The following is an 18,348-nucleotide window of genomic DNA, read 5'->3' on the forward strand; positions in this document are numbered from 1 at the left end:
TATCATCAGTCCTCATAATACTCTTCAATAATCTGCATCTCCCGGCCAACCCGTTCCTTAACCGTAATATACGCCCTGCTTTTCCCCGTATTTTCAGCAGGTTCACCGAATGTTGTATTCACTTCTTTTACCAGGGCGATACTTCCATCTTCCCACACATAATACTCTTCATCATATCCACCAGGTTTTCTGATGCCGGCCACTAGCTCCTGTGTCTGCTCAACAAGCTCCACAAAGGTAACCTCGCTGAGCTCCTCCAGCTCTCGATTGCTGACAAACCTGCTCTGTTCATTATCCCATAACCAGTAATAATGCGGGGCATTCAGCGAAGTCCCCCCTGTTTCCTTCCACAGGCTGATATCCAAATAACCGTCAAAATTCCAGTCATCCAGCGAAAAACCATAGGTAGTCGCCGTTATGTCTGGGATTTCCGTTTCCTGAAACTCCAATTCCTGATGGTATGCTAACGCACTGTTATTAACAATTATGGACTGAACCTTGTTGTCTCCGCGCTTTAAGTAATATTTCGTTTTATCACCCGTTAAGCCATAGCTTTGGACCGTTCGTCCATGCACCTGAAAAGAAAATTCCGGCTTATCCGCACTGATCTGCTGCTCTACCGTATACTCTATAGGCTTCACAATGTCCTCAGGGAGTTCACCGCCAGAATAATCGTAATACTCCGGCAGTGTATATTTTTCACTGTCTCCATTACTGTCTCCATTGTCCGCCGGTAGAGCTGCTTCCCTTGCAAATGGCGTACTATTATTGACTTTGTCAGGTACTTGATTGTTATTGCTGCTGCAAGAGCAGGTGATCAGCAACAATGCGGCTATTATTAACGTTCTAATGTCCTTCAGTCCCTCCATGTAAACTAACCATGATACTAGTTAAGATTGAAAAATTTATCCAACTCGTCACCTATTGTATTTATTTGTTCTATCGAGGTTGCCTCAAATATCGTGAACCCGATGATATTACTCCTGAAACGTTCCGGGAGCCCGCTATATCTCGATGCATCTACACCGATTTCTCGCAGACCCAAGCAATTTTGAAGAATGGATAAATCGCCGACCGGATAGGTAAACTCCTCAAGCTTGCTCAATTCCTCCAGAACAGTCATCTCCGATTCATCTTCCGCCCGAGTGTCTGCCTTGAAAGTCTTCAGATTCTTTAAATCTTTCATAAATCCAAAATGGGGGATCGTCACCTTTTTGAGCTCCAGCATTTTCAATTTCGTAAGGTTTGAAATGTAGCTTAAATCGCCAGCCGCGAAGTCTTCAAGGCATAATTCCGTCAAGTTTACTAGCTCTCCTATTGTTTTACTGTCAAATGATTCTATTAAAATTAATGCGAGGGATTTTAAATTTGGGATGCTCTTCAGTTTATGTACATTCTGTAATCTTAATCTTATCAGAGTCAGTTTTCTTAAATCCTCCAGACAAGCTAAGTACTCCAGATCTGACTCTGTAAAAGAGGATCCGCTGATAGCCAGCTGAGCCAGTCCTGTCAGCTTCTTGAGTACTTGGTAATTTGCAATGTTATCGGCATGCGTAATAAGTTTCTTAAGGTTAGGCATAAGAGTCAAAAACTCCAGCGACACTGACTCGTATTTTTCCGCAAGATAAGGAAGGATCATTACACTCTTCTGTTTGCTCAACGATTCTGCAGAAATACAACCCTCTTCCAGCTCATCCTCAAAATGCTCCGCCCAGTATCCGCTAACCGGAATCATGCTGTTTGGCTCGTTCTCCATAGCCCCTTTCTATATCCTCCTTCCTTCACAACATCCGGTTTGCCTGAAATAATATTCAGACTTGAATTCTGGCGTCCTCTCCAGTATCCCGTTACAGTTTGCAGATCCATCCAGGTGAATCCGGCCATGACGCCCATTACCTGATCCCCCTCACCGTTATGCTTAATATAACTTTCTGAATTCATCTGGAAAAGAGAACCCGGGCAGGCTCTCGGCCTGCTCCATTTCCGCTTCCTCCACTCCCGGATTCAGCAGCTCCTCAACCTCCGGTATGTATGCTTTCAAAGCTTCAATCAGGCTGCATTCTCCATTTTCATTAAATAACGGTATATAACGGCCCCATTCCGTAAATGTAGTTTCTATTAGAACAAATCCAATATATCACATAAAAACCAAAGACCCTCCACTCTTTTTTTTAGAATGAAGGGTCCTTTCATTTGTCTATATTCCCAGCTCCCGCATCCGCAGCACAACCCGCTCCATCCGCTCCCCGAGCTCCGTTTCCCTGAACTTCGGCAGCCGCAGTTCGCTTACGATCTGCCCGTCGCACATGAACAGAATGCGCTCCGTCTTCGCGGCAATTCTGGCGTCATGAGTGACCAGCATTACCGCAGTCCCGGCCTCATTGATTTCGGCAAACAGGCTCATGATCCCCTCGGCCGCCTCCTGATTCAGCGCTCCGGTCGGCTCGTCGCCAAACAGGATCTGCGGGCTGCCCAGCAGCGCCCGGCAAATGCCTGCCCGCTGCAGCTGGCCGCCGGACACCTGGGTGATGTCCCGTTTTTCAAGCCCGGCAATGCCGGTCTTTTTCATAAGGGCTCTCGCCCGCTCCGTGATCTTCTTCACGTTCTTTCGATGATCACGCATGGACGGAAGGATGATATTATCCAGCAGGTTCATATTCTTCAGCAGCGTCGGCTGCTGGAACACAAAGCCCATCCGTCTGCGGCGCAGGTCGGCCAGCTCATTCTCTTGAAGTGCCCCAAGCTCCCTGCCGTCAAAAAACACCCGTCCGCCGTCCACCGTATCCATTCCGCTCACCGCAAACAGCAGCGTCGATTTGCCCGAGCCCGATGGTCCCATCACCGACACGAACTCTCCTTCGTTAATGCTCACAGACACCCCGTTAAGCACCTTGCGGCGTTCTTCGCCCTGGCCGTAGACTTTTTCGATCTGGTCAGCTGCTATTATCTTTTTCATGTTACTGATCTACTCCTTAATATAGCCGGATATGGAGATCTGCCCCGTACCCGCTGTGCCGATTATAGTGGCGATAAGCACCGCGCCGGCCAGCAGCAGCGGACTGAGCAGGTATGCCGCAAACGGATCGACCACGAACTTGAACGAGGCTGCGCCGAACGAGCGGATAAGTGCACCCGACAGCCCCTCGCCAAGTGTGTTCGCCAGAGCCGTCCCGAGTACAATTCCCACTACAAGCACAGCCGCCGCACGCGCAAAATACTGCACTCGGAGGTCTGAGTCAGTAAACCCCAGGGACTTCATGACGGCAATCGGATAACGGTCCTTTGCTATCAGCAGCCGCATAAACAGCACCGTAACCAGTACGCTGATTACCAGCATCATAACAACGGCAATGCGGGAGGCCGTACCGACTGAGCTTATGGTCGAGCCGAAGGTCTTCGTAATATACTCATCAACACCGGATACTTTGGCAAAAGAGAACCGGTCCGCATACTCCCCCGCTTTGCTGCCGACAAGCGCCTTATCATCAACCTCCGCATAAATAACGGTCCACATCACCTCTGCAGACTGGCTGGCAAAAGCGGCCTTGGCCGTCTTCCCGCCGTTAGTAACATCTGAATAGGTGCCGCATACCGTCAGCTCCAGCATCTGTCCGCCGTTCTTCAGCGTAATGACATCACCGGGCTGTTTGCCGAGCTCATCCGCGTTCATCACGGACAGGGCGATTTCATCGTCAGCCGCAGGCGCTCTGCCCTTGGCATATTTCACCGGGAAAATGGAATGGTCGCCAAGCTCAATCTTGAGCCTTTCCTCCGTGCCGTCCTCCCTCAGAGCGGTAAAGCTCTCCGTTGCAAGCACGGCATACCGGGAAATCGAAGTATCGTTCTCCATAACCGCGGCCACTTCTGCTGCTTTGGCGGCGATATTGTCCGTCTGCTGGATATCGAGGCGCAGATCACTGTTGCCTACACCCATGTAGGTGATGAAGCTTTTGGCCGAAATCGTGTTGTAAAGGTTCCGGGGTACAGTGATAACGAATGCGGCAATGATGATAACAGCAAGCATGGTTGCGTACAAGCTTTTCCGGGCAAGCACATCCTTGACTCCGAGAAAAACATTCGTGTTCAGCAGCCGGTTCGTACTCAGCCGCAGCTGCTTTGCTCCGCCTGATTTGTCCTGCGCAGTCCCGAACCGTACTGCTTCTGCCGCAGAAATTCTGCGAAAACGTCCCAGCACCCCGTTCACATAGCCGGTAACGGCAAGGAACACAAGCACGACTCCGGCCAGTCCAAGCAGCAGGGTCAACGATGCCTTTTCGTTTCCGCCCATGTACAGCCGGATATTGTCCAGCAGCCTGCCTCTGAACACCAGCGAAAGAGCGAAGCCCAGCAGACAGCCGAGGGCAGCAATACCCGCGTATTTGGCGAGATAAAGCTTCTTGATGTTCGACACGCGAAGTCCAATAGCCTTCATGACGCCGATTTCACGGGTATCGCGCTCGATAGTGGCCAGCAAGGTAAACCGGATGCACATAAAAGCAACAGCAACAACCAGCAAGCTCACCAGCAGGATGATGGCGATCATCAGCCCGTCGGACATGGCATTGAGCATTTTGAATAGAGGGTAGGTGATCGTAGGTCCGCCCGCTTCAAGTCCTGCCGAGGTGTAGTCATTTTTAAAGCCGCCAAGCATGGACAGATCCTTTAGCCTGAATTCAATCAGATACTCGGTGCTGCCGGAAGATTGGATAGCGGTGTAGTCATGTTCGCTGACCAGAAATCGTTTGGAGGAGGCCAGCAGGGAGTTCATCTGGGAATCTCGGAGAAATCCGGCCACGGTCAATTCTTTCCCGGCAATTACAGCCTTATCTCCGGCCTTGGCGGTTCCGTCCTTCATATAGGCGATTGGCACATACAGCTCACCGTCAGCCGGCGTGATCACTTTCCCGTCCAGGCCCAGCAGGTAGTCAAATTTGCCGCTCTGTGTGCTGAACCCGTTGTCCTGGACATTGTCCGCCAGTGACTTGCCGCCGATGACAATCCGCGCATTTTCCACATTTACAAATTCAAGTATCTGAAAAGCCTCGACCTTGCTGTTATGCCCGGCAAAAGCCGAAAGACGCTTCCGGTCCAGCTCCCCCGAATGCATCTGCATGAAATGGGGTGTCTTCGCCTGCGTCATCAGCGTATCAATGGCCCCCGTAAGATTGACGGTCAGGATGGCCGACAGGGAAACAAGCATAGCAGCAGCGGTAACGAACAATAGAGTGGTCAATGTGATGAGCCTGCCGGCGCGCATGTCGCCCCGGATTATCCTGTAGAACATAGGTCACCTCCGGGTTCCAGCCTTTTAATGGATTTCAGGTTATACAGAATAATTGCAGACACACTTAGCAGCAGCCCGGCGATGATGATCAGAAGCCCGATTCCCCGGCCGCTGCCCGTTCCGGTAATCCGGCCCACACTGCCCGCAAGCAGTCCCCCGTCCATCAAAAGCGGAGTGAACACATGGTCGGCGAGTACCCCGGACAGCATATAGGCGGCAATGAAGCCCAGCTGTGAGACTAACCCGATCAGTGACCAGGCCCGGCCCTGCACAGCATTACTTATGTTCGTCCGCAGCAGATAATCCAGGCTGGTATTGGCAAACGGCAGGGTGGCGAAGAAGAAAAAGCCCGAAACCCCAAGCAAAACCACACTTTCCCGGAGCCCGAATACCGCCATGCATAGCCCTCCGCAGAACAGGGACAGTGCCAGGATCTTTACAAAATTCTTTTTGAGCGGGAGGACGCCGATGACTATGCTGGATGCCAGCATCCCCAGTGCGATGACAGTTTCAAGCGTTCCGAGTGCAGCACTATCGGCAAAAGCCAGGATCATCGGCATCGACAGCGTCTCAATAAAGCCGAGACTAAAGGTCATTACGGAGGTCATCATGACCAGCATAAGCACGCCTCTGCTTGCCGAAACCGCGCTCCAGCCTTCTTTTAGCTCACGGGTAAAGGACCCTGTCTCTTCTGACGGTTTGGACGGAAGGCCCCTGCGTACAGCAAGCGTTGAAGCAACGGTCACCAAAAAAGTGCAGATGTCGATGACCAGCAGCAGCTTCACATCAGACACCATCAGCAGATAGCCGGCAAGTGCCGGGGAGATGAGGTATTTGGCCGAACCGGCCACCTGGACGAAGCCGCTTGCTCTGGTATATTGCTCCTCCGTCAGCAGATCTGTCACTGTAGCCTTATAAGCCGGATCAAGCAGCGAGGAGAACACGGAGCTTACAGTCACTCCCAGGCAGATCTGCCACAGCTCGGCTCCCCCGTTAAGCATACAAATCAGAATATAGAGGAGTCCGGTTGCGGACAGACTGTCGCCCAGCATCATTAATAATCTCCGGTCATAGCGGTCCGCGAGCACGCCGGCAACAGGACTTAACAAGAGGGAGGGCATGAAGGCCAGCAGAGTGACCAAGGCCATCGCAGCTGCCTGCCCGGTCTGCTGATACAGGTAAACCCCCAGCCCGAACGCTGTAAGCCCGCTGCCAACCGCCGAAATCAGCTGTCCCGACCACAGCATGAGAAATTTGCCGAAGGCTTTTTGCGGACTACTCATTGCCCCGCTCATCTCCCCCGCTAACGCCGAACGCCTGCATTACACTCAACAGGCTTCCTTCTCCGGCCCCGAGCAGCCGCTCCACATTGGCGATAAAGGCCAGAATACGCGACATGCGCACCTCTCCGGTCATCTCAACCATCTCCTCATCAAAAATGGTGTTCGCATAAATGATGATCATCTCCATGCTCTCATACGGGTACGGTGTGTTAAAAATCCCCTGCTGGATGCCTTCGCGGACAATGGGTGTCAGAATCGGCGGCACGCCGTTAATAATGATCTTCTGAATCTTCTGATGCATCAGCGCATTCTGCGGCCGGTGGATATGCTCCATAATTTCCTTACTGCTCTCCCCTCCGTTACCGCTGCTGATATTCATAGCCATAACGGCACGGAGAATACGTTCGACGACGGGAATGGTGGTGTCCAGGGCAATGGCCTGCGCCGCCCCCAGCATCTTGCTGCTGTAGCGCTCAATCAGCGCATCCATAATATCTTCCTTCGACTTGAAGTGATGATACAGCGTACCCCGGGCAATCCCGACCTTACTCAGGATATCGTTGGTGCTCGTTCCGTCGAACCCCTTCTGCCCGAACAGCTCATCGGCGGCGTCGAGGATTTCATTTCTGCGCGCTTCCGCTTCTTTTACGATTCTCATGGTTGGCTCCTTATTTGTGCGGTAGTTATACTTTTGCCGTTAACAGACCGACAGTCTGTCGGTTATGTGGTAAATAATAGCACAATTATCCGGGAATGAGAAGCTGTTAAATGCGTTAAGCGATAAAATATCACAAATAAGCAAAACACTCCGGCGGCGGAGTGTTTTTAGACTTCTTCATACAAGCTTCAGAGGATATGGTTCTGAAGCGGGATAGCCGCTACAACTTGTTCTAAGTTAATCTAGAGTGCAGCTCATTCTGTCTAAGGCTGAAACAGCAGCTATTTAATTGTATAAATTGCAGCAATGTTGGAAGGCAATTATCCGGCGTGATTTATACACGGTTCGGCGGACTAAATTACATTACCCTTCAATCCCCCAGCTCCTCCGATACAGGCGGTTACTCTTACCCATCGCTTCCACCATCAGCTCCCCGGCATACACCTCTGTCTCTACAACCAACCCCTCCACCCTGCGCTCAAACTCACCCGCCGGCAGCTGCTCGCCCAATATTCCTTCATACACCTGCTGCAGCTCCGGCAAGGTAAACTGCTCCGGCATCAGGTGCAGCGCGATATCGCTGTCCTCCGTCTGCTTCCGCAGCCGTTCAATGGCATAGGCAATGATCTTCGCATGGTCAAAGGCGAGGCCGTCATTCAATTGTACGGAGTAGGCAACGGACTTCGAGTTCAGCCTGGCCGTAACAGTCCGGCTTATAACCGCCTTCAGCTCTTCCCCTCCGTTACTGAGTTTAAGCTCATAGGTCCAGGTTTGGACGTATCCTTTATCCAGCCGCTCCTTATGCTCCGCCAACTGGCGGTAGCTTACCTTGAACCAGGCAGCATCCTGGGCATCATCACCTGCCTGCACCTGCAGCCGCCCGCTGCTGAGCAGTGCCATATAGCTGCAGCTTATCACCCAGGTGCGCGGGTCCCGCCCGACATCAGAGAAGACTCCCAGCTGCTCAAGGTACACGTCGTTCAAGCCGGTCTCCTCGCTCAGCTCCCGCGCAGCAGCCTGGTCTGCCGTCTCGTCCGGCTGGACAAAGCCGCCCGGCAGCGCCCATTTTCCGAGAAAGGGATGTCCTCCACGGCGTATGAGCAGGAGGCGCAGCTCTTTTTCCGGAAAGCCGCTATCTTCCCCCTGCCCCGCATCTGCGACCGCAAAAATCACCATATCCGCTGCCATCGAAGGCCGCTCATAATCCCCTGCCCGGTATTGCTCCAAAAACTCGCGCTCCGTAAGTCCGTTACGATCCACAATTTCCACTGCCGCTGCCCCCTCATTCATCTAATACTACTACTATACCTGTCCGCCGAAATAGTTGCTATAAGGCGTGAATTTTGCCAGCACCTCATCCACTTTGCGCATCCGCTCTTCCAGACTTCCCCTCAGCGTGATATACGGAATCCGCCGTGCCTGTAAATCGGCAATGATCTGCTTGTGAAACACATGCCGCTTCTGATCCCCGCTGCGGTCCCACGTATCATCGTAAGGAATATCGTCGTCGCACAGAAAAAACAGATCATACCGCTGCGCATTCTCCAGAGCCAGCCGGGTCAGCAGCTCCGGAGCCTGCCCGTGGTAATCCAGCGCATACATGTAAGTCGTAATCGCATTCGTATCGGCAAACAGATACCGGTCCGCCGCAAGCAGAGCCTGCTCCTCCCGCTCAATATGGCCGACTGCAATTTCGTCAAAGGCCTCAAGTCCGATCCGGCGGTCCACCTGATGCTCTGTCCAGTAATCGCGCCCGTACTCACTGGCATAAGCCGTCCGGTAGCGCCGGGCCAGCGCTTCGGTAATGGTGGATTTGCCGGTGGACATTGCTCCGACAAAAACGACCTTCGTAATTAAATCCCGGTACACGAGATCACTGACATAATCCCTGTACTTATAAGGATCGGAGCGGACCAGCGTGGCCGATACCGGCACCTTCACACGCGCCTCATCCACCCGCCGGTCTGTTGCACCAAGGGCGATACTCATATGCTTGCCATAGAACTCGCTGGAATAAAAGTGGGTCACCTGCTCGCCTTGTAACAGTCCCAGAATATACTGCTCCTCACGGATCTCATGCTCCCTGTCGTCGGAATAGCCGTCCGGGCCGTCCCAGGCCTCAATAACCCGGACCTCCGGATACAGCTTGCGGATCCAGCCTGCCCGGATGTGCAGCGGAACAGGAGATACCGCCGTTTCATAGATTACCACAATGAGCTCATCGACCTCCTGCAGCGCCGTTTCGATCATATACTGATGGCCTTTATGCAGCGGGGCGAATTTGCCCAGTGTCAGTCCAAGTGTTTTCATGCCAGCGCCTCCTTCGCACCTTTGTTCCAGTTATAATAGCCGTAAGCCGCGTTGAGCAGATAGGCGCTCCACATGACGATCATCAGCGGGCCTTCGCTGCTCCCCTCGGATGTCCGGATTGCCCACAGCAGCACCGTGAACATATTCAGCACAATATAGACCAGCCACTGCTCCTTGAATCTCCGCACCATCAGGATTGTTGCAACGACCGACAATACAGTAGTCAGCGCATCAATATACGGCGAGTTCTGCCCCGGTATGAATGACAGACCGTATCCCAGCAGCAGGAACCCGGAGATGCAGACAGCTCCAACCAGAAGCATACCTCTAACCTCCATCTGACGCATCGCCAGCTTACCTCCCTGAAAATGCTTACGCCACATGCAGAAGCCGACAATGTTCATCGGGACAAAAAACAGCAGATTCAGCAGTACTTCCCCGAACAATCCATTAACATAGGCCAGATACGCATAACCGAACGTATTATACATCCCAAACACATAGCTCATCAGCTTTCCCTTCGCCGTAAGGACCACACACAGCACTCCGGTGATAAATACCGTAAAGCCAAAGAATGAGTCCTTGGACAGAAATGTGAAAAGTACCCCTATTGCCGAAAAGATAATCAGCCAGACGATTTCAAACCACTTCCAGTTACCCGTAACTTTGCTCATGCTGCATCCCTCCACTTTCTCTGCATATCCTGAGTTAAATACATATTAACTTTTTGATAATTACATTTTGTTAATATCAATTTAACAGAGGTTCCGGCAGAATGCAAGGAGAAATTTCCAGATCTATTTCAGACTTTATTACCGGCAAAATAAAACGGCCCCCATCCCGGGAAAAACACCCGGGGACGAAGGCCGCTTTACCTTTATATTCAGTTGCTCAGGTAGGTCAAGGACAGAAGCACACAAAGGGCTGCAGCTCCAAAAAAGATAACAGCAATCCGGGTATTAGATCTGAATTTGATCCCATAGGCACCAAAAAAGATGGCGCCTGCTATCTTGGCAATACTCTGATAATACCCGTGATCCGCAAAAAACGAGCTGCTGAAGACCACGGCAGCAAGCAAAGCAGCTATAATCAGAATCTTAAACCACAGAGGCTCCCACAAAAATTGTTTGTACATTCCGATAATCCTCTGCATCGATAGCCAGCCCCCTTATTAGTTCTGAATTTATTCCAGAATACCATCAAGGCCTTCGGGTGTCTCCTCTTTATGGTTCTGCTTTTTAGCCCCGCAACCTTTCGGGAATTGAAGCGTTGATATTATATACATAGACATAGACAACTAGAAAAGACAGAGGATGGGATACAATGAACAGATTTTTATCAGGTGTAATTTTCTCGGTTGCCATTGGATTTGGCCTGATGGCACAGGTACCTATGGTGCAGGCGGAGCAGACATCAACGGTGCAGGCTTCTACAGAGGTAAGCTTCCAGGACGAGCAGTTGAAGAAAGAGGTCAAAGCAATACTAAACAAAAGTGATGATGAAGCTGTATTGCAGAAGGATATGGAAGCATTAACATCCATTAATCTTTACGGAAAAGGAATTCAGAGCCTTGAAGGCTTGCAATATGCGAAGAATCTAACGTACGTTAGTATAATCAATAATAAAGTTGAGGATCTTTCGCCTCTCAGCGCATTGACGAAGCTTAAAGGCATTAATCTTAACAGCAACCGCATTACATCTATTGAAGCTTTGGCTTCCTTGACAAAGCTGGAGGAATTGCAGCTTTCCGGAAATCAGATTACCTCTATCGATGTGCTCAAGCGGCTGCCGCTCCTGAGATTCTTTGAGGCAAACGATAATGAAATCACGGATATTATGGCGCTATCAACGGCAACGCCATTAGAAGTGCTTGAACTCAGTAACAACCCGATCGCAGTTGTCAATTCCATCGTCAAATTGCCTAATTTGGTCCATCTGGAACTCTCGAACACGCAGATCTCAGACTTAACCGTGCTCAAGCCGCTGTCCGGTAACCTGCGGGTCCTTCAAATCAGCGGGAATCAGATTTCTGATCTTCGCGGTCTGGAAGGAATGACTAAACTCATATCCTTGTATGCGGAAAACAACCAAATCGAGGACATAACCCCCTTGAAGAACTTGACAGACATGTCGTCGTTAAATCTTCGTTCGAATTTGATTTATGATCTTGAGCCGCTGAGATCACTTACAAATATCAGTAATTTATACCTGGATCATAATAGGATTTGGAATATAGATGCTCTGAAAAACCATTCGTTCGATACCCATTATGACACGGGTGCATTGCTGTACGGGCTGACTTTAAATCACAACTATCTAGATTTGCGGTCTACCACGAAATCTTATCAGTTGCTCCAGAAGCTTGCGGGTGATGGTCATCAGCTCAATCAATCTAAAGCTCAACGTCTGGTGATTGGCAGCACTGCCGCCTATGTAGGTGAGAGCAGCTATAAGCTCGACACTGCCCCGTTCATCTATAACAGCCGCACCTATGTACCCGTCCGGTTTGTGGCCGAGCATCTCGGGGCGAATGTAGCCTGGGACAAGAGCAAGCAGGAAGTCATGATCACGAAGGGCACCACAACGATCCGTTGGGCAGTAAATAACAAGCAAGCCATTGTGAATGGAAAGACGGTCATGTTCGACACGACGCTGTTATTGAAGAATCAAAGAACGTTCATACCGGTCCGGTTTGTGTCAGAACTGCTTGCAACCGACGCCGAATATGTTCCGGGCTCCAGATCGGTGCTCATTTTCGAGAGAAAATAGATTGCTGTGCAGGTTAGTGAAACCGCGCAGTTGCTCTGACGTATGATCATTATTCAAATTATTCCCATACGGCTCATACGGAGGTGAACCTGACTGGAGCATTTTTATGACTTGGTCCAATTGGCATTCTCGATTGCCCTCTTCTCTTCCTTAGTGTTACTTCCATTCGCGTGTTATTCTGCACACAAGATACATTGGGATCATGAAACTGCTGCAGCCGGTTCAGCCTGGTATGCAGCTGTCAGACTGCCGCAGTTGAGCAGTATTCAGCGGTGGATCATACGTATCGCCAGACGAAGAAAAGCACCTGATGAAGAAGACAATTGTCCTTCCCCGCATTGATATTTCATTCATTCAATCAGGGAGGACAACGATGAAAAAGATTGTATTGCTCCAAAAATGGGCCAAGCCCATTCTCGTCATGCTGATTGGAGTTCTTCCGGTCATTGTGCTCGGCGGATGTTCGGCGGCATCCCCAACAGACCCGATTAATGCTGATTCAGCAGGGATATTTAATCACTTTCTGATCTATCCCTTTTCGTTCATGATCAAATTCCTCGCGGATGCACTTCATGGAAACTACGGATTATCGATCGTGCTGATGACCTTCATCATCCGGCTTGCAATCATGCCGCTCATGATGAATCAAACCAGGAAACAAACGGACATGAAATCAAAGATGGCCGTCCTGCAGCCGGAATTAACTGCACTTAACGAGAAGTATAAGAACGTTAGCAGTGTGGATGCAAAAAAACAGCAGCAGGCCGAAATGCTGCAGCTGTACCAGAAGCATCAATTTAATCCCCTGAACATGGGATGTTTACCGATGCTCCTTCAATGGCCGATTACGCTTGCATTTTATTATGCCATTCGTCGCACTCCGGAGATTGCAGCTCACGATTTTCTGTGGTTTAGCCTTGGGAAACCAGATCTGATTTTGCCGCTTGTTGCCGCTGCGGTGTATTACGTTCAGTTCCGCGTGTCCCAATCCGCTTCTGCGCAGATTCAGCAAACCCAAAATAAACAAATGGCCTTCCTCGGATTGTTGTCACCGGTGATGATGGGTATATTTTCGTTTCAGATGCCCGCCGCGTTACCGCTATATTGGGCCGTTGGCGGCATGTTCATTATCGTGCAAACGATTATACTGAATAAAATGTACACTAAACCAAATGTGGCGGGTAAAAACCAGCCTGCCGGTGCAGAAGATTTATAGACGGGTAAAGATAATTTAATACAAACAGCGACTGCTAGGGAATTTATTCTCCCCCCGGCAGTCGCTGTTTCATTTTTAGGCCCACCTGTATTAATCAGTGCTGTACTTTATTTCATAGCTGCCCTTGGCGCCTTTCCCCGTGATTTCAAACTTATACTTTCCATCCTTGTCTACTTCGATCTCCTCGCTTCCTGACTCACCTGTGCCCAGTTCCTTGACCAGCTGGCCATCGGGATCGTATAGCTTTATCGTCAGCTCCCCTTTCTCCACCTCGGACCGGTAGTCCACAACAAGGGTGTCCCCGCTCTTCAGCTTAACCTTCTTCTCATCTGTACCGGTGAACAGCCTGTATGAAGCCTTAACTTTTGATCCAAAATTTGAACCCACGTACATTATTTTTTTATCACAGGCGGCCAGCAGCATTGCAATCACCAGCACCAGCATTCCCGTTACAATCCATTTCTTGTTCATCACTTTTGACACTCCTTATGGGTGAATTAAGTTGCCGCAATGAGGACACTGCACAGGATTATTGCCCGGATCAGCCGCTGCAGGAATATGCTGCCGTCTGCGGGCAAACAGATAAAGCAGCAGTCCGATAAAATTGGGAATATAAATGACGGCCAGCATCCACAGCCAGGGATTCATTTTTCGCCTGGAGGCATCTTTATAGATGAACACGGCGATCAGAACATTCAATACTATATACAGCAGCGTAAGCCCTGCAATCACAAGAATCCATCCATAGTCGTCACCAAAAACTTCATAGATAGAAGGAGCCATTACAATGAAGAAAGCGCCAAATCCCAATACAACAACTGCCGTCAACACCCAAAAAATCCACTTTTCCAGCCCTATCCGGTTGTTCATAGTACTCCCTTCCAGAAATGGTATCGTTTCTTCATCTAGTTACGGAGAGATCTCCAAAGCACTTGCAGAAAGGTTATAAACCAGAATCGCTACAGCAATGGCTTGAAACAGTGTAAAGACCAGCAGTATCACTATTTTCCAGAGCAGTAAGAGCGGACCGGCAAGCAGGACAAACGCGAGAATCAGCGCAACAATGATATTCAGAGCAGCTGCACTTATCAGTAAGCCGAGAGGCTGACTATCGCCCAGCTTGCGTAATGTACTCTCGGCTAAATGAGGCGGTGCGGCCACAGGTGCGTTGAAGTATTCTTTTAACAGCTGTTCATTTTCCATCGGCTCATTCATTCCCCCGCTCCCCCATTGCTGCTTTAAGCAGCTTTTTTCCCTGATTCAGTCTGGATTTTACCGTCCCCAGCGGAACATCCAGCACCACTCCGATACTTTCATAGCTGAATTCTTCATAATAAAACAAAATCAACGGGGCAAGATAACGCTTGGGCAGTGTTCGCAGACATTGCTCCAGGTACAGGACCTCTTCTTTTTTCATCAGAAAATCTTCGGTTAACGGCGCAGCATCCCTGGTTTCCTTAAACCTGCTGCTTTCGTCGGCCCAGGCCAGCGTCAGGCGCTCACGCAGCTTTATCCATTTCCGGTACCGGTCTTTATGTATATTAAGGGTCACCTGGAATAGCCAGGCTTTAAACGGCCGCTCCGGATCATATTTCTCCAGCTTACGGAGTACACGCACCCACACCTCCTGAAACAAATCTTCTGCCTCCTGCTTTTCCAGGGAAAGATGATAGCAAAACCGGAATAGACTATCCCTGTACCTGTTGATCAGATGCTCAAGAGCCTCCTGCTGGCCGGATCTATAGCTTTCTATAAGCTGTCTGTCGCTAATCATTCTCTCCCTCCGTCTGCTCTGTCATCTTACATTACGAAGGATAAGGAGACTTTGTTCGAAAATTCACATAAAAATAGGGATCAGGCCAAATTGTTCAAACATTCTACACAATTATCAGGGCTTCAGCAGGGTAATTTATTATTGGATAACTATGGTTTTCAGCCTGTCCTCTTACGAAAGATGAACGACTTGTGAAATCCATAACGCATCCTTGACAAATAATAATATTTAGATGATAATAATTATCAATAAAGAACTGCTATACAATGAAGGCCTATAAGCCCTCTCTTGTGCAGAAAACAATTTTAGGAGGAAAATAAAAATGTCTCTGATTGGAAAAGAAGTACTGCCGTTTAAAGCATCCGCCTACCACAATGGAAGTTTCATCAATGTGTCCGAAGCTGATTTTAAAGGAAAATGGAGCGTAGTTTGCTTCTACCCTGCAGATTTCACTTTCGTATGTCCTACTGAGCTGGAAGACCTGCAGAACGAATATGAAACGTTGAAGAGCCTGGGTGTTGAAGTGTACTCTGTTTCCACCGATACCCACTTTACACATAAAGCATGGCACGATAGCTCCGAAGCCATCGGCAAAATCACATATATCATGATCGGTGACCCGTCCCACACCATCTCCCGCAACTTCGACGTTCTGATTGAAGAAGCTGGTATGGCTGACCGCGGAACATTCATCATTGACCCTGACGGCGTCATTCAGGCAATTGAAATTAACGCTGACGGCATTGGCCGTGATGCCAGCATTCTGGTCAACAAGATCAAAGCTGCTCAGTACGTACGTAACAACCCAGGTGAAGTATGCCCGGCTAAATGGCAGGAAGGCAGCACAACCCTGAAGCCAAGCCTTGACCTCGTAGGAAAAATCTAAGGAGCGGATGAAACATGGCGCTTGATGCGGATATCAAAGCACAATTAGCACAGTATCTTCAGCTCATGGAGGGCGAGGTACTGCTGAAGGTCAGCGCCGGAGACGACAGCGTTTCGCAAGAAACGCTGTCTCTGGTGAATGAGCTGGCCGACATGTCGGCCAATATCAAAGTAGAACATACTGCACTTCCGCGCACGCCAAGCTTCAGCGTGAATCGTCCGGGCGAAGATACCGGCGTTACCTTTGCTGGCGTACCGCTCGGCCACGAATTCACCTCGCTGGTACTGGCCCTGCTGCAAGTGAGCGGCAGAGCTCCGAAGGCGGAGCAGGCAACCATTGATCAGATCAAGGGACTCAAGGGTGAATACCACTTCGAGACCTACATCAGCTTAACCTGCCACAACTGCCCTGATGTGGTGCAGGCGCTTAACCTGATGAGCGTACTTAACAGCGGCGTAACCAGCACCATGATCGACGGTGCCGCTTTCAAGAGCGAAGTTGAGAGCAAGGATGTTATGGCAGTGCCGTCCGTTTACCTGAACGGCGAGTTCTTTGGCAGCGGCCGGATGACCGCTGAAGAAATTCTCGCCAAGCTGGGTACCGGACCGGATGCTTCCGAATTATCCGACAAGGCACCATTTGATGTGCTGGTTGTCGGCGGCGGTCCTGCCGGTGCGAGCGCGGCTATCTATGCCGCCCGCAAAGGCATCCGCACCGGTATCGTCGCTGAGCGCTTCGGCGGCCAGGTCATGGAGACGATGGGCATTGAGAACTTCATCGGTACGAAGTACACCGAAGGTCCGAAGCTCGCTGCAAGCCTGGAAGAGCATGTGAAGGAATACGAGATCGATGTGATGAAGACCCTGCGGGCCAAGCGCCTGGAGAAGAAAGAACTCATCGAAATCGAGCTGGAGAACGGTGCCGTGCTGAAGAGCAAGACAGTTATCCTCTCTACTGGCGCCCGCTGGCGTAATGTGGGGGTTCCAGGCGAAGCCGAGTTCAAGAACAAAGGCGTAGCGTACTGCCCGCACTGTGACGGCCCGCTCTTCACCGGCAAGCATGTCGCCGTAATCGGCGGCGGCAACTCCGGTATCGAAGCGGCGATTGACCTGGCGGGTATCGTCAGCCATGTGACCGTTCTCGAATTCATGCCGGAGCTGAAGGCAGACTCGGTACTCCAGCAGCGTCTGTACAGCCTGCCTAACGTAACTGTTCATAAGAACGTTCAGACTAAGGAAATTACCGGGACTGACAAGGTGAACGGCATTACCTTTATCGAACGTGATACCGGTACGGAGCAGCATGTCGAGCTTGAAGGTGTATTCGTCCAGATCGGCCTTGTGCCGAACACCGACTGGCTGGCCGAGACTCTGGAACGTACCCGTTTCGGCGAAATCGTCGTCGACAGCCACGGTGCAACCAGCATCCCGGGCGTGTTCGCCGCTGGCGACTGCACCAACAGTCCTTTCAAGCAGATCATCATCTCCATGGGCTCCGGCGCTACCGCCGCCCTGGGAGCATTCGATTATCTGATCCGCAATTAATCCGGTATTATAAATAACCGGTTCAGCTGTCTACCCCCATGGGCAGCTGAACCGGTTTTTATATTGTTAATATAGAACGTCATTAAGAGACTAACAAACCGGCTCCTTTTCCTGCCTTAGGTAAAGCGCTTTGGCTGCGGATTGCTCTTCCCTGCAAAAGCGCTAACCTCAGTCAGTCGGTTTGGAGTCAAATCAGTTTTAAGTGTAATTTGTACAAAAAAACTGGCGAAATTAGTAATTGCAAGGAAATAACTGTATTCTATACATCTATTCTCCCCGAAAAAGCCGGTTCGGGGCGTTTTCGGCAAATATAAATGCACAGAGTGCAGTTAAAACCTGCAGCGGAGCTATTTAGCCAGGTTTAGTTGCAGAAAGTACAGTTATTTCAGCTAGGCGCATTCATTGTGCCGTAACAGCCGGATTGTTACATTACTGAGTTACCGCTGTTTCACAAAGAACTCCTCAGGCGGATAAGGAAAGCCGAGCCTTGACCATACGGGATCAAGTGATTTTTGCTGCATTGAAAAATCTTCTCTTCAGATGGAATCATGCGCTTGAACAAAGTAAAGGGCCACCCCTGACGACGGGACGGCCTTTTGTTAATTGATTTATGTTCTATTCCTA

At 50.1% G+C, this 18,348-nt stretch carries 20 protein-coding genes; 4 read left to right on the forward strand and 16 right to left on the reverse strand.

The features are described 5' to 3' along the window. Positions 1-5: 5 nt before the first annotated feature. From AC4G46_RS22875 to AC4G46_RS22930, 12 genes are all read right to left on the reverse strand, one after another. Positions 6-869, reverse strand: coding sequence for an XAC2610-related protein (locus AC4G46_RS22875; protein WP_491124724.1), 864 nt, complete (start codon positions 867-869; stop codon positions 6-8). Positions 870-886: 17 nt separating this feature from the next. Beyond that, positions 887-1,756, reverse strand: coding sequence for a hypothetical protein (locus AC4G46_RS22880; protein ID WP_491124725.1), 870 nt, complete (start codon positions 1,754-1,756; stop codon positions 887-889). Then, positions 1,732-1,893, reverse strand: coding sequence for a hypothetical protein (locus AC4G46_RS22885; RefSeq protein ID WP_491124726.1), 162 nt, complete (start codon positions 1,891-1,893; stop codon positions 1,732-1,734). Before AC4G46_RS22885 ends, AC4G46_RS22880 begins: the two co-directional genes overlap by 25 nt. A gap of 25 nt (positions 1,894-1,918) precedes the next feature. After that, the gene (locus AC4G46_RS22890) at positions 1,919-2,041 is read right to left on the reverse strand and encodes a hypothetical protein (RefSeq protein WP_491124727.1); all 123 of its coding nucleotides are present in this window, start codon (positions 2,039-2,041) and stop codon (positions 1,919-1,921) included. Between the two features lie 156 nt (positions 2,042-2,197). Then, positions 2,198-2,956 (reverse strand): ABC transporter ATP-binding protein, encoded by a 759-nt coding sequence (locus AC4G46_RS22895; RefSeq protein WP_491124728.1) that lies wholly within the window; start codon positions 2,954-2,956, stop codon positions 2,198-2,200. Between the two features lie 9 nt (positions 2,957-2,965). Continuing rightward, positions 2,966-5,284, reverse strand: a complete 2,319-nt coding sequence (locus AC4G46_RS22900; RefSeq protein ID WP_491124729.1) for an ABC transporter permease — start codon at positions 5,282-5,284, stop codon at positions 2,966-2,968. After that, positions 5,269-6,567, reverse strand: coding sequence for an MFS transporter (locus AC4G46_RS22905; RefSeq protein WP_491124730.1), 1,299 nt, complete (start codon positions 6,565-6,567; stop codon positions 5,269-5,271). The genes AC4G46_RS22900 and AC4G46_RS22905 overlap by 16 nt, the downstream gene beginning before the upstream one ends. Continuing rightward, a complete protein-coding gene (locus AC4G46_RS22910) occupies positions 6,560-7,225 on the reverse strand; it encodes a TetR/AcrR family transcriptional regulator (RefSeq protein ID WP_491124731.1) in 666 nt (221 codons plus the stop codon). The genes AC4G46_RS22905 and AC4G46_RS22910 overlap by 8 nt, the downstream gene beginning before the upstream one ends. Positions 7,226-7,588: 363 nt before the next feature. Continuing rightward, complete coding sequence (locus tag AC4G46_RS22915) at positions 7,589-8,494, reverse strand: NUDIX hydrolase (protein WP_491124732.1); 906 nt, start codon at positions 8,492-8,494, stop codon at positions 7,589-7,591. Positions 8,495-8,527: 33 nt separating this feature from the next. Then, the gene (locus AC4G46_RS22920) at positions 8,528-9,535 is read right to left on the reverse strand and encodes an AAA family ATPase (RefSeq protein ID WP_491124733.1); all 1,008 of its coding nucleotides are present in this window, start codon (positions 9,533-9,535) and stop codon (positions 8,528-8,530) included. Then, complete coding sequence (pnuC, locus tag AC4G46_RS22925) at positions 9,532-10,209, reverse strand: nicotinamide riboside transporter PnuC (RefSeq protein WP_491124734.1); 678 nt, start codon at positions 10,207-10,209, stop codon at positions 9,532-9,534. Before pnuC ends, AC4G46_RS22920 begins: the two co-directional genes overlap by 4 nt. 209 nt (positions 10,210-10,418) lie before the next feature. Continuing rightward, the gene (locus tag AC4G46_RS22930) at positions 10,419-10,688 is read right to left on the reverse strand and encodes a hypothetical protein (RefSeq protein ID WP_491124735.1); all 270 of its coding nucleotides are present in this window, start codon (positions 10,686-10,688) and stop codon (positions 10,419-10,421) included. A gap of 170 nt (positions 10,689-10,858) precedes the next feature. Here AC4G46_RS22930 and AC4G46_RS22935 point away from each other — a divergent pair, with 170 nt between their 5' ends. Together AC4G46_RS22935 and yidC are read left to right on the forward strand one after the other, a co-directional pair. Then, on the forward strand, positions 10,859-12,304 hold the full coding sequence (locus AC4G46_RS22935; RefSeq protein WP_491124736.1) for a leucine-rich repeat domain-containing protein: 1,446 nt from the start codon (positions 10,859-10,861) through the stop codon (positions 12,302-12,304). 373 nt (positions 12,305-12,677) lie between these two features. Continuing rightward, positions 12,678-13,520: a membrane protein insertase YidC gene (gene yidC, locus AC4G46_RS22940; RefSeq protein WP_491124737.1), complete on the forward strand. Its 843-nt coding sequence runs from the start codon at positions 12,678-12,680 to the stop codon at positions 13,518-13,520. Positions 13,521-13,610: 90 nt separating this feature from the next. Here the strand turns inward: yidC and AC4G46_RS22945 are convergent, their stop codons facing one another. The 4 genes from AC4G46_RS22945 to AC4G46_RS22960 are packed head-to-tail and all read right to left on the reverse strand — an operon-like array spanning position 13,611 to position 15,294. Continuing rightward, complete coding sequence (locus AC4G46_RS22945; protein WP_491124738.1) at positions 13,611-13,991, reverse strand: hypothetical protein; 381 nt, start codon at positions 13,989-13,991, stop codon at positions 13,611-13,613. A gap of 15 nt (positions 13,992-14,006) precedes the next feature. Beyond that, the gene (locus tag AC4G46_RS22950) at positions 14,007-14,390 is read right to left on the reverse strand and encodes a PLDc N-terminal domain-containing protein (RefSeq protein ID WP_491124739.1); all 384 of its coding nucleotides are present in this window, start codon (positions 14,388-14,390) and stop codon (positions 14,007-14,009) included. 39 nt (positions 14,391-14,429) lie between these two features. Further along, positions 14,430-14,735 (reverse strand): hypothetical protein, encoded by a 306-nt coding sequence (locus AC4G46_RS22955; protein WP_491124740.1) that lies wholly within the window; start codon positions 14,733-14,735, stop codon positions 14,430-14,432. Beyond that, complete coding sequence (locus AC4G46_RS22960) at positions 14,728-15,294, reverse strand: RNA polymerase sigma factor (protein ID WP_491124741.1); 567 nt, start codon at positions 15,292-15,294, stop codon at positions 14,728-14,730. Before AC4G46_RS22960 ends, AC4G46_RS22955 begins: the two co-directional genes overlap by 8 nt. Positions 15,295-15,616: 322 nt before the next feature. Between AC4G46_RS22960 and ahpC the strand changes: the two genes are divergently transcribed. Both ahpC and ahpF read left to right on the forward strand, forming a co-directional pair. Continuing rightward, a complete protein-coding gene (ahpC, locus tag AC4G46_RS22965; protein ID WP_491124742.1) occupies positions 15,617-16,180 on the forward strand; it encodes an alkyl hydroperoxide reductase subunit C in 564 nt (187 codons plus the stop codon). Positions 16,181-16,194: 14 nt separating this feature from the next. After that, a complete protein-coding gene (gene ahpF / locus AC4G46_RS22970; RefSeq protein WP_491124743.1) occupies positions 16,195-17,724 on the forward strand; it encodes an alkyl hydroperoxide reductase subunit F in 1,530 nt (509 codons plus the stop codon). The last annotated feature ends 624 nt before the right edge of the window (positions 17,725-18,348 follow it).

The organism is Paenibacillus sp. fava2, assembly GCF_058313675.1.

Coding starts and splice junctions, on each gene's coding strand:
- AC4G46_RS22875 (WP_491124724.1), bottom strand. CDS start 869: ATGGAGGGACTGAAGGACATTAGAACGTTAATAATAGCCGCATTGTTG.
- AC4G46_RS22880 (WP_491124725.1), bottom strand. CDS start 1,756: ATGGAGAACGAGCCAAACAGCATGATTCCGGTTAGCGGATACTGGGCG.
- AC4G46_RS22885 (WP_491124726.1), bottom strand. CDS start 1,893: ATGGGCGTCATGGCCGGATTCACCTGGATGGATCTGCAAACTGTAACG.
- AC4G46_RS22895 (WP_491124728.1), bottom strand. CDS start 2,956: ATGAAAAAGATAATAGCAGCTGACCAGATCGAAAAAGTCTACGGCCAG.
- AC4G46_RS22900 (WP_491124729.1), bottom strand. CDS start 5,284: ATGTTCTACAGGATAATCCGGGGCGACATGCGCGCCGGCAGGCTCATC.
- AC4G46_RS22905 (WP_491124730.1), bottom strand. CDS start 6,567: ATGAGTAGTCCGCAAAAAGCCTTCGGCAAATTTCTCATGCTGTGGTCG.
- AC4G46_RS22910 (WP_491124731.1), bottom strand. CDS start 7,225: ATGAGAATCGTAAAAGAAGCGGAAGCGCGCAGAAATGAAATCCTCGAC.
- AC4G46_RS22920 (WP_491124733.1), bottom strand. CDS start 9,535: ATGAAAACACTTGGACTGACACTGGGCAAATTCGCCCCGCTGCATAAA.
- pnuC (WP_491124734.1), bottom strand. CDS start 10,209: ATGAGCAAAGTTACGGGTAACTGGAAGTGGTTTGAAATCGTCTGGCTG.
- AC4G46_RS22930 (WP_491124735.1), bottom strand. CDS start 10,688: ATGCAGAGGATTATCGGAATGTACAAACAATTTTTGTGGGAGCCTCTG.
- AC4G46_RS22935 (WP_491124736.1), top strand. CDS start 10,859: ATGAACAGATTTTTATCAGGTGTAATTTTCTCGGTTGCCATTGGATTT.
- yidC (WP_491124737.1), top strand. CDS start 12,678: ATGAAAAAGATTGTATTGCTCCAAAAATGGGCCAAGCCCATTCTCGTC.
- AC4G46_RS22945 (WP_491124738.1), bottom strand. CDS start 13,991: ATGAACAAGAAATGGATTGTAACGGGAATGCTGGTGCTGGTGATTGCA.
- AC4G46_RS22950 (WP_491124739.1), bottom strand. CDS start 14,390: ATGAACAACCGGATAGGGCTGGAAAAGTGGATTTTTTGGGTGTTGACG.
- AC4G46_RS22955 (WP_491124740.1), bottom strand. CDS start 14,735: ATGAATGAGCCGATGGAAAATGAACAGCTGTTAAAAGAATACTTCAAC.
- AC4G46_RS22960 (WP_491124741.1), bottom strand. CDS start 15,294: ATGATTAGCGACAGACAGCTTATAGAAAGCTATAGATCCGGCCAGCAG.
- ahpC (WP_491124742.1), top strand. CDS start 15,617: ATGTCTCTGATTGGAAAAGAAGTACTGCCGTTTAAAGCATCCGCCTAC.
- ahpF (WP_491124743.1), top strand. CDS start 16,195: ATGGCGCTTGATGCGGATATCAAAGCACAATTAGCACAGTATCTTCAG.